Annotated in this window: 9 protein-coding genes and 1 pseudogene; 8 read left to right on the top strand and 2 right to left on the bottom strand. The window is 73.4% G+C overall.

What is annotated here, in order from left to right:
- Both LDQ05_RS18195 and LDQ05_RS18190 read left to right on the top strand, forming a co-directional pair.
- Nucleotides 1–504 (top strand): annotated as a pseudogene (locus LDQ05_RS18195) (precorrin-3B synthase); the annotation flags it as partial.
- A 46-nt stretch (nt 505–550) separates the two neighbouring features.
- A complete protein-coding gene (locus LDQ05_RS18190) occupies nt 551–2,002 on the top strand; it encodes a dihydrolipoyl dehydrogenase family protein (protein WP_226438361.1) in 1,452 nt (483 codons plus the stop codon).
- 13 nt (nt 2,003–2,015) lie between these two features.
- Here LDQ05_RS18190 and dprE2 read toward each other — a convergent pair whose 3' ends face one another.
- Complete coding sequence (gene dprE2, locus LDQ05_RS18185) at nt 2,016–2,768, bottom strand: decaprenylphospho-beta-D-erythro-pentofuranosid-2-ulose 2-reductase (protein WP_226438360.1); 753 nt, start codon at nt 2,766–2,768, stop codon at nt 2,016–2,018.
- A gap of 111 nt (nt 2,769–2,879) precedes the next feature.
- Between dprE2 and LDQ05_RS18180 the strand changes: the two genes are divergently transcribed.
- Genes LDQ05_RS18180 through LDQ05_RS18160 form a run of 5 tightly spaced genes read left to right on the top strand, consistent with a single transcriptional unit; the run spans nt 2,880 to nt 8,134 of the window.
- Nucleotides 2,880–3,824 carry a leucine-rich repeat domain-containing protein gene (locus LDQ05_RS18180; RefSeq protein WP_226438359.1) on the top strand — a complete coding sequence of 315 codons (945 nt, stop codon included), beginning with the start codon at nt 2,880–2,882 and terminating at the stop codon, nt 3,822–3,824.
- Nucleotides 3,821–4,984: an STM4014 family protein gene (locus LDQ05_RS18175; RefSeq protein WP_226438358.1), complete on the top strand. Its 1,164-nt coding sequence runs from the start codon at nt 3,821–3,823 to the stop codon at nt 4,982–4,984. The genes LDQ05_RS18180 and LDQ05_RS18175 overlap by 4 nt, the downstream gene beginning before the upstream one ends.
- Complete coding sequence (locus tag LDQ05_RS18170; RefSeq protein ID WP_226438357.1) at nt 4,981–5,835, top strand: STM4013/SEN3800 family hydrolase; 855 nt, start codon at nt 4,981–4,983, stop codon at nt 5,833–5,835. Before LDQ05_RS18175 ends, LDQ05_RS18170 begins: the two co-directional genes overlap by 4 nt.
- Nucleotides 5,832–7,193 (top strand): STM4012 family radical SAM protein, encoded by a 1,362-nt coding sequence (locus LDQ05_RS18165; RefSeq protein ID WP_226438356.1) that lies wholly within the window; start codon nt 5,832–5,834, stop codon nt 7,191–7,193. Before LDQ05_RS18170 ends, LDQ05_RS18165 begins: the two co-directional genes overlap by 4 nt.
- Nucleotides 7,190–8,134 carry an STM4011 family radical SAM protein gene (locus LDQ05_RS18160; protein WP_226438355.1) on the top strand — a complete coding sequence of 315 codons (945 nt, stop codon included), beginning with the start codon at nt 7,190–7,192 and terminating at the stop codon, nt 8,132–8,134. Before LDQ05_RS18165 ends, LDQ05_RS18160 begins: the two co-directional genes overlap by 4 nt.
- Here LDQ05_RS18160 and LDQ05_RS18155 read toward each other — a convergent pair.
- Nucleotides 8,094–9,239: a M24 family metallopeptidase gene (locus tag LDQ05_RS18155; RefSeq protein WP_226438354.1), complete on the bottom strand. Its 1,146-nt coding sequence runs from the start codon at nt 9,237–9,239 to the stop codon at nt 8,094–8,096. The two genes, LDQ05_RS18160 and LDQ05_RS18155, sit on opposite strands and share 41 nt — an antisense overlap.
- A gap of 45 nt (nt 9,240–9,284) precedes the next feature.
- On the opposite strand from LDQ05_RS18155, the gene LDQ05_RS18150 reads away from it, so the two are divergent.
- Nucleotides 9,285–10,256, top strand: coding sequence for a 5'-3' exonuclease (locus LDQ05_RS18150; RefSeq protein ID WP_226438353.1), 972 nt, complete (start codon nt 9,285–9,287; stop codon nt 10,254–10,256).
- Nucleotides 10,257–10,363 lie beyond the last annotated feature (107 nt).

The raw sequence follows: 10,363 nt of genomic DNA, 5'->3' as shown, positions 1-10,363 counted from the left end.
GTGAGCGCCGCGCTGGTCGCGGCGCTCACCGCCGATCCCGCCGGCGATGCGGACACCGTCTTCGGCATCGACGACGGCACCGGCGACATCGCCGCACTACGTCCCGACCGGGCGTTGCAGGCGTTGCCGAACGGCGACTTCGCGGTGGTGCACCACGGCCGGGTCACCGGGGTGACCGCCGACACCGCCACCGCCGTGACCACGCTGCTCCGCACCCCCGACCCCACCGTGGACACCGGCACCGGCACCGGCACCGGCCCGGCCGCGCCGATCGGTTGGCTCCCCCAGACCGACGACGCCGTCACCCTCGCCGGTGGACTGCCCGGCGGTGTGCTGCCCGCCCGCACCGCCGAGTTCCTCGCCGCCGTCGACCACCCGATCGTGATCACGCCGTGGCGGTCGGTGCTGCTGTGCGACCTCGACGAGTGGACCGCCGAGCAGGCCGTGCGGGTCCTCGCGCCCATGGGGGTGGTCTTCGACGCCGACTCCCCGCTGCTGACCTGACCGGAACCGGTGTGGTGCACCCGGTGCGGCACCTACCGTGGAACCCATGGCAGCCGACACCGTCGACGTGATCGTCCTCGGCGGTGGACCCGCCGGGGAGAACGCCGCCGCCTCCGCGATCGCCGGGTCCGACCGCACCGCCGTCCTCGTCGAAGCCGACCTGCTCGGCGGCGAATGCTCCTACTGGGCGTGCATGCCCAGCAAGGCGCTGCTGACCCCACCGCGGGTCCTCGACACCGCCCGGCACATGCCCGGCGTCGCCGGCAGGATCGACGCGCACGGCGTGGACGTCGCCGCCGTCCTCGCGCGCCGCGACCGGTTCACCGCCCACCACGACGACACCGGACAGGTGTCCTGGGCCCGTGACGCCGGCATCGACGTGGTGCGCGGACACGCCCGCCTCGGCGGCGACCGCACCGTCACCGTCGACGACGCGGGCACCTCCCGCACCCTGCGTGCCCGGCACGCCGTCGTCGTCGCGACCGGTTCCGTCCCGACCGTGCCCGACCTGCCCGGACTGCGGGCCGCCCGACCCTGGACGTCGCGGGACGCGACGAACCTGCGACAGATCCCCCGCCGTGTCGTCCTCGTCGGTGGCGGTGTCGTCGCCTGCGAGGCCGCCACCTGGCTGCGGCACCTCGGTGTCGAACAACTCACCGTGGTGGTGCGCGGACCGCGGCTGCTGCCCCACGTCGACGCCGTCGCCGCGGCCGCCGTCGCCGACACACTCCGCGGCCACGCCGTCGACATCCGTTTCGGCACACAGGTCCAGTCCGTGACCCGGCCGGGCGCCGCGCACACCGGCATCGGACTCGTGCACGGCGGACCGGTCACCGTCACCCTCGACGACGGCACCACCGTCACCGCAGACGAGATCGTCGTCGCCACCGGCCGGCGACCCGCCACCACCGATCTCGGAGTCGACACCGTCGGCCTGACCCCCGGCGACCCGATCACCGTCGACGAACACCTCACGGCCACCGACGTCACCGGCGGCTGGTTGTACGCGATCGGCGACGTCACCGGCCGCGCCGCACTCACCCACATGGGCAAATATCAGGCACGGGTGTGCGGCGACGTCATCGCCGCCCGCGCCGACGGCCGTCGCCTCGACGCGCCCCGGTACCGCACCGTCGCCGACCCGAACGCCATCCCGCAGGTGATCTTCACCGACCCGGAGATCGCCGCCGTCGGGCACACCACCGCCACCGCCCGCGAAGCCGGACTCGACGTCGAACCGCTCACCGTCGACCTCGACGTCGCCGGCGCCGCCCTCGCCCGCGACGACACCTCCGGACACGCCACCCTCGTCGTCGAGCGGGGCACCGGCATCGTGGTCGGTGCCACGTTCACCGGACCCGACGTCGCGGAACTACTGCACGCCGCAACCATCGCCGTGACCGCGCGGTTGACCGTCGACACCCTCTGGCACGCCGTCCCGGCCTATCCCACGATCAGCGAGGTGTGGCTGCGCCTGCTCGAAACCCGCCGGCCCTGACCCGTCGTCGTGATCACCGGGGCAGACGCCGCCAGATCGGGCGCGGCAGCAGCCGCATCCCGGCGAACACCGGCCGCAGGATCGCCGGCACCCACACCTGCCCGCGGCCCCGCGCAAGCGCCCGCACCGTCGCCTCGGCGACCTGCGTCGGGGTGCTCGACAACGGTGCCGGGCTCATCCCCGCCGTCATCCGCCCGATCACGAACCCGGGTCGCACCACCAGCACCGACACCCCGCTGCCGTGCAACGCATCGGCCAGCCCACACGTGAACCCGTCCAACCCGGCCTTCGCCGACCCGTACACGTAGTTCGCGCGCCGCACCCGCCACCCCGCCACCGACGAGAACACCACGATCCGCCCCGACCGCTGCGCCCGCAGCCGCCGCGCCAGTTCGGTGAGCAGCGCCACCTGCGCCACATAATCGGTGTGGACGATCGCCGTCGCATGCACCGCATCGACCTCCGCCCGCGCCTGGTCCCCGAGGATCCCGAACGCGAGCACCGCCACATCGATCGGCCCGTACCCGACGACCTCGTCGAGGACCGCCGAATGCGTGTCGAGCGCATCGGCATCGAACTCGACGCGGTGCACCGCGACCGCGCCCGCCGCGCGCACCCGCCGCTGCTCGTCGTCGAGGTCGGTGGCGCGCCGCGCCGCCAGCACGACCGTGCGCCCCGGGGCGAGTCGCACCGCCGTCTCGACCCCGATCTCGCTACGTCCCCCGAACACGACGACGGTGCCCGCCGCCACTGCGTTGTTGCTCATGGCCACCAGTGTTCCCGGTCGCGGCGCCGCGCCGCTGTCGGGCCGCTGCCGTAGGGTACCGTCCGACCATCCAGTACGCCCGTCCCACTTGCGCAGAACGGAGCCATGCCGGTGACGATCTCGACTCCCACCAGCACCTTCGCCGGACTACCCGTGCAGCAGTACACCGCCGGCACCCCTCTCCCCACCGATCCGGCGGCGACGGCCTGGAAGGTCGCCACCGACTGGGATCGCGGCGACGACGGATTCGTCACCGACCTGACCGCGCTCGCCGCCACCGACCGGGCCGGGCAGATCACCGCACTGCTGCTCGGCCAGTGGAGCGAGGCCAGCGACCCGCTGCCCACCGCCGCGATCACCCCCGCGCTGCCCGCGTTCACCGGGGTGCGGCACCTGTTCGTCGGCGACATGACCTTCGAGGAATCGGAGATCTCCTGGATCGACTGGGGCGACCTCACCGCCGTGCTCGACGCGTTCGGGCAGCTGCGCACCCTGCAGTTGCGCGGCGGCTGCTCGAGCCTCATCGGGGACGCCGTACCGTTCGCCCCGCCCGCACTACCGGAACTGACGTCCCTGACCATCGAATCCGGCGGCCTGCAGCAGCGGTACCTCGAGGCGTTCCTCGCCGCCGACGCCCCGCACCTGACCGACCTCGAACTGTGGCTCGGCGTCGACAACTACGGCGGAATCACCACCGTCGACCCCCTCGCACCGCTGCTCGCCGGCGACCGATTCCCCGCCCTGACCCGCCTCGGCCTGTGCAACAGCGACCTCGCCGACGAGATCGCCGCCGCCCTCGACGGCGCCCCGATCCTGCAGCGCATCACCGACCTCGACCTGTCCAAAGGCACCCTCACCGACACCGGCGCCGACGCTCTGGCCGCCGCCGACCTCGGCGCGGTCACCACCTTGATCCTCGACCACCACTACGTCGGTGACGATGCGGTGCGCCGCCTGCGCGCCGCGCACCCGCACATCACCGTCTCCGCGCAGGACCGGCAGGAACCCGACACCTACGGCGACAAAACGTACCTGTACACCGCCGTGTCCGAATGAGACTGCTGATCGTCGGCAACCCGGCCGGTCGCCGCACCGCGCTGCTCACCGCCGCGGCGCGCCGCGCCGGGATACCCGACCCGACGGTGCTGCCGTGGCGCACCGCCCTGACCGGCGGTCCCGGCGCCGCGGGGCCCGCGCTGACCGCGGCCCTGCACGCCCAGCCGGTCGACGCCACGCAGGTGACGGTGCGCATCGACTCCCCCGGCGACGACCCGCACGTCGACCGGTTGCTGCGCGGCGCCGCCACCTGCCCGCCGCGCGGCGCCCTCACCACCGGCCCCGCCTGGTACCGCGGTTTCACCCGCGCCGCCACCGAACTGGCCGCCGCCGCGACCGCGTCCGGTGCGCGAGTCACCAGCGACCCGCACGATCTGGCGGTCCTGTTCGACAAACGCGCCTGCCACACCCGGCTCGCGGCCGCCGCGGTGCCCGTCCCCGACGCCCTGGACCCGCCGGGCACCGCACCCATCACCGGCTGGGCCGACCTGCGCGAACGCATGACCACACACGGGATGCACCGGGTGTTCGTCAAACCCGCGCACGGCTCGTCGGCGTCCGGGGTCCTCGCACTGCAACGCCACCACCGCGGTGACGTCCTGGCCCGCGGACCCCTCACCTGGCGCGCCGGCCGGCTCCGCAACAGCCTGCGCCCCGGCGTGTTCCGCGGACCCGACGTCGCGGCGGTGGTCGACGCGCTCGCCCCGCTGCGACTGCACATCGAACGCTGGTTCCCGAAACTCGTGCTCGCCGGTACCGCCGTGGACGTGCGGGTCCTCGTCGTCGCCGGCACCGCCACCCACGCGGTGGTACGCACCGCCACCGGCCCGATCACCAACCTGCACCTCGGTAACGCCCGCGGAGATCTCACCGCACTGCGCGCCGCGATCGGTGAACCCACCTGGCGGCAGGTCCTGACGACCGCCGAGGCCGCCGCCGCCTGCTTCCCCCGCACCCACACCGTCGGTGTCGACGTGCTGCTCGGTGCCGCCGCCGCGCGCGGCGCGCACCGCGGTGCACCGGTCGTCGTCGCCGAGGTCAACGCGTTCGGGGACCTGCTGCCGCACCTGCCCGGTCTGCGTCACCGCGCCCACGATCCCTACGACGCCCAGATCCACGCCCTCACCGCCACCACCTCGACCGCGAAGGCACCCGCATGAACGCCCCACCCCGATTCCGCGATGTGATCGGCAGCCACGACATCGCCCTGATCGTCCTCGACACCCTGCGCTACGACGTGGCCGCCGCCGAACTCGCCGCGGGCCGCACCCCGCATCTGGCGGCGCTCGCCCCCGACGGCCGGTGGGAACGCCGCCACACCCCCGGTTCCTTCACCTTCCCCGCCCACCAGGCGTTCTTCGCCGGGTTCCTGCCCACCCCCGCCGAACCCGCGCCCTACGAACGGTTGTTCGCCGCCGCGTTCCCCGGCAGCGCCGAAGCCCACGTCGGCCCCGGCACCTGGACGTTCGAGCAGGCCACCGTCGTCGAGGCCCTCACCGCCCGCGGCTACCGCACCGTGTGCCTCGGCGGTGTCGGTTTCTTCAACGGCCGCACCGCGCTCGGCAGCGTGCTACCGGCCCTGTTCGGTGAACACCACTGGTCGGAACGCACCGGGGTCACCGACCCGGCATGCCTCGACCACCAACTCGACGTTCTCGACCGCGTCGTCACCGACCCCGACCCCCGCCCCCGGTTCGTGTACGTGAACGTGCCCGCGATCCACCAGCCGAACCACTTCTACCTCGACGACATCGCCAGCACCCCCGACACCCGACCCCCCGACACCCTCGCCAGCCACGCCGCGGCCCTGCGGTACGTCGACTCCCGGATCCCCCGCCTGCGCGACCTGCTCACCACCGGACCCCGCCCCGTGTTCACCATCGTGTGCTCCGACCACGGCACCGCCTACGGCGACGACGGCTTCGACGGGCACCGCCTCGCCCACGACTGCGTGTGGACCGTCCCGTACCTGCACACCGTGCTCGACCCCCGCACCGGAGAGACCACATGACGATCCTGCCGCACCCGTTCCCCGGCACCCCCACCGTCGACCTCGACGACTCCCCGTACCAGGGATACCTGTACGCCTACCCGCACAAGAGCTCCTACCGGCCGCTGCACCCCGCCCCGCGGCTGCGTGACGTGTGGGCCGGGCAGGACCTGTCGGCACTGTTCCTGTACGCGCACATCCCGTTCTGCGAGATGCGCTGCGGGTTCTGCAATCTGTTCACCACCGCCCACCCACCCGCCGCGCGGGTCGGCGCCTACCTGGACGCGCTGGCCCGGCAGACCGAGCAGGTCCGCGCCGAACTCGACGCCACCGGCACCGCCGCCCGGTTCGCGGCCGCCGCGATCGGCGGCGGCACCCCCACCTACCTCGACGCCCCCGAACTCGACCGGCTCTTCACGATCCTCACCGGCGTCGCCCCCGAACTCCCGTCCCTACCGGTCGGGGTGGAAACCTCCCCCGCGACCGCCACCGACGACCGGCTCGACGTCCTCGCCGCCCACCGGGTCCACCGCGTCAGCATGGGCGTGCAGAGCTTCCTCGACACCGAAGCGCACGCCGCGGGCCGCCCCCAGCGCCGCCGCGACGTCGACGCCGCCCTCGACCGGCTCCACGACGGCCGCTTCCCGATCGTCAACCTCGACCTGATCTACGGCATCGACGGGCAGACCGCACGCACCTGGCGGTACTCCCTCGACACCGCCCTCGCGCGCCGCCCCGAGGAGATCTACCTGTACCCGCTGTACGTGCGCCCCCTGACCGGGCTCGGTCACCGCGCCGGCGGGAACACACCCGACCCGTGCTGGGACACCCACCGGCTCGGGTTGTACCGGCAGGGCGTGGAGGTGCTCACCGCCGCCGGCTACCGGCAACTGTCCATGCGCCAGTTCCGGCGCGCCGACGTCCCCGGCGACGACACCGACTACTGCTGCCAGGACGACGGCATGATCGGTCTCGGCTGCGGCGCCCGCTCCTACACCACCGACCTGCACTACTCCTTCGACTACGCCGTCGGTGTCCCCGCGGTCCGCGCCATCCTCGACGACTACACCACCACCGCCGACTTCACCCGCGCCACCGTCGGCATCCGACTCGACGCCGACGAGCAACGCCGCCGCTGGCTGATCAAAACCCTGCTGCGCGCCGACGGAGTGTCTCGCGCCGACTACACCACCCGATTCGGCAGCGACCCGCTCACCGACCGGCCCGAACTGTGCGCCCTCCTGGATCGGGGTTGGGCCACCACCGGCGACGGGCTGCTGCAGCTGACCGCCGACGGGCTCGCCCACTCCGACGTCATCGGCCCGTGGCTGGTGTCCGCCGACGTCCGCGCCGCCATGACCGGCGCCGCACTCCGATGACCGCACCGCAGCCGGCGCCGCCGCACGCCGCGACCGGCCCCGACGACTTCACCGTCCTGTACCGCGGGCCGCTCACGTCCTGCAACTACGACTGTCCGTACTGTCCGTTCGCGAAACACCACGACCCACCCGAGGCGCTGCGCACCGACCGCGACGCGCTGCACCGGTTCGTGCAGTGGGCCACCGACAACCCCGACGGGCACCGGCGTCTGTCGATCCTGTTCACCCCGTGGGGGGAGGCGTTGACCCGCCGCTGGTACCGCGACGCCCTCACCGCACTGTCGCACCAACCCCACATCGGGACCGTCGCCGCGCAGACCAACCTCGCGTGCCGCACCGGCTGGCTCGCCGACACCGACCGCGACCGGATCGCCCTGTGGTGCACCTACCATCCCGGGCAGATCACCCGCGCCCGGTTCCTCACCCGCTGCACCGAACTCGACGTGCTCGGGGTGCGGCACTCGGTGGGCATCGTCGGGCTCGCCGACCACCTCGACGAGGCCCGCGCGTTGCGCGCGGCCCTACCGGAGTCGACGTACCTGTGGGTCAACGCGGAGGAGGGGCGCCGCTACCCACCGGACGAGGAGGCCGCGTGGACGGAGATCGATCCGCTGTTCGGGTACTCGGTGCGCCCACATCCCTCCGCGGGCCGACCGTGCCGTACCGGGCACAGCGTCGTCAGCGTCGACGGGGACGGCACGGTGCGCCGCTGCCATTTCGTCGACACTCCCCTCGGGAACCTGTACGACGGCAGTCACCGGCCGACACCCGCACCGGTGGCATGCCCGAAACCGCGGTGCGACTGCCACATCGGGTACGTGCACCTGCAGACCCTGCCGTTGTACGAGGTGTTCGCCGGCGGCATCGTCGAACGCATCCCCGCCCGGTACCGGCTGCCGCTCAGCCCGGCAGCACCGTCAACCCGTGCGGACGATGGTTGACCGGTGCGCAACCGTCCGCGGTGACGAGCACGATGTCCTCGATGCGTGCCCCCCACTCACCGCGGAAATACACGCCCGGTTCGACGCTGAACGCCATGCCCTCCTCGAGCACATCGGTGTTGCCGCCGACGATGTACGGTTCCTCGTGCACCGACAGGCCGATGCCGTGCCCGGTGCGGTGCACGAACCGGTCCCCGAACCCGGCGGCGGTCAGCACGTCCCGGGCGGCGGCGTCCACGGCCTCCGCGGTGATCCCCGGCCGTACCGCGTCGACCGCGGCGCGTTGCGCGGCCTCGAGCACCGCGATGGTCTCGGCGATCCGCGGATCCGGGTCGCCGAGGCTGTAGGTGCGGGTCGAATCCGAGTAGTACCCCGGCTCCACCGGCCCCCCGATGTCCACGACGACGATGTCCCCGGACTCGAGCACCCGATCGGACACCTCGTGGTGCGGGTCGGCGCCGTGCGGACCGGAACCGATGATCACGAACGCCGCCTCGGTGTGCCCCTCGGCCACGATCGCGGCGGTGATGTCCGCGGCGACCTGCGCCTCGGTGCGGCCCACCCGCAGCCACTCACCCATCCGGGCGTGCACCCGGTCGATGGCGGCACCCGCGCGGCGCAACGCCGCGATCTCGTCGTCGTCCTTGCGCATCCGCAGCTGCCGCAGCACCGGTGTCGCCAGGTGCACGGTCGTGCCCAGCGCCGCGGTCAACGGCACCAGGTGCAGCGCCGGCATCGCGTCGGCGACCGCGACGGCCTTCGAGCCCGGCACGAGCGACGCGACGAGGCCGTGCGGGTCCTGCCCGTCCACCCAGTCGTGCACCACCAGACCGAGTTCGGCGGCGGCGGAGTCGGTCAACGCCGCCAACTCGAGCCGCGGCACCACGATCACCGGACCGGACCCGTCGGTGCGGATCACCAGGCAGGTGAGCCGCTCGAACGATTCGGCGCGGGACCCGAGCAGGTACCGCAGGTCCGGTCCGGGGGTGATCAGCAGCGCGTCCACCCCGGCGGCGGCGCCGAGCTCCGCGGCGGTCGCGAGGCGGGTACCGTACCGGGCGGCGGGGAAACGGGATGCGGCGGTGGACGATGCGGCAGTGGACATGGGTTTCAGCGTAACGGTCGTGTCCGGGTGGCAGGATGATCTCCCGTGACCGCTCGAGCGACCGATTCCACCGCGCCCACCGCACCGTTGACGCTGCTCGACGGCGCCGGCCTGTGGTTCCGTGCCTTCCACGCCCTGCCCGAGTCCATCACCGCCCCCGACGGCACCCCGGTCAACGCGGTGCGCGGGTTCGTGGACATGGTGGCCTCCCTGATCCGGCGGCTCGGTCCGTCCCGGCTGGTGGTGTGCCTGGATCTGGACTGGCGCCCCGCGTTCCGGGTCGCGGCGATCCCGAGCTACAAGGCGCACCGGGTCCTCGCCGGCTCCGACGGCACCGTCGAGGACGTTCCCGCCTCGCTGACCCCGCAGATCCCGATCATCCTCGAGATCCTCGCTGCCGCGGGCATCGCCACCGGCGGCGCCGACGGGTACGAGGCCGACGATGTGCTCGGCACCCTCGCCGCGCGGGAGGTCACCGACCCGGTGGTGGTGGTCTCCGGCGACCGGGATCTGCTGCAGGTCGTCACCGACCGGCCGGTGCCGGTGCGGGTGCTGTACGTGGGGCGGGGCCTGGCCAGGGCCGAACTGTTCGGGCCCGCCGAGGTCGCCGACCGGTACGGGGTGCCCACCGACCGCGCCGGCGCCGCGTACGCCGAACTCGCCGCGCTGCGCGGCGACCCGTCCGACGGTCTGCCCGGCGTCAAGGGGGTCGGGGAGAAAACCGCCTCCGGGTTGCTGCTGCAGTACGGTTCGCTCGACGCGGTGCGGGCCGCCGCCACCGACGACACCTCCCCGCTGGCGGCGCGAATACGCAGCACACTCGTCGCCGCCGGGGACTATCTGGACGCGGCGCTGCCGGTGGTGCGGGTCGCCGTCGACGCGCCGGTGCGACTGTCGCGGCCCGACACCCTCGAGGCGGCACCCGCAGACCCGGATGCGTTGGCCGCGTCGGCCGCCCGCTGGGGTGTCGAACGCGCAGTGGGGGCGCTCACCGCGGCGCTCGCAACCCGGGGGTAGCCGGGCCTCGCGTCGGTGGCGTGGTCACGCGTCCGCACCGCCTCGACGATCGGGTTCGAGACGGTGACGGCAGCCGGCCCCGCGGACGAGTTCGGCCGGTCCCGCAG

Origin of the sequence: Rhodococcus yananensis (assembly GCF_020515525.1) — a bacterium.
In the GTDB taxonomy this organism is placed as follows: Bacteria; Actinomycetota; Actinomycetes; order Mycobacteriales; family Mycobacteriaceae; genus Rhodococcus; species Rhodococcus yananensis.
Note: the sequence above shows the minus strand (reverse complement) of the source record. Positions and strands in the feature narration are given on the sequence as shown.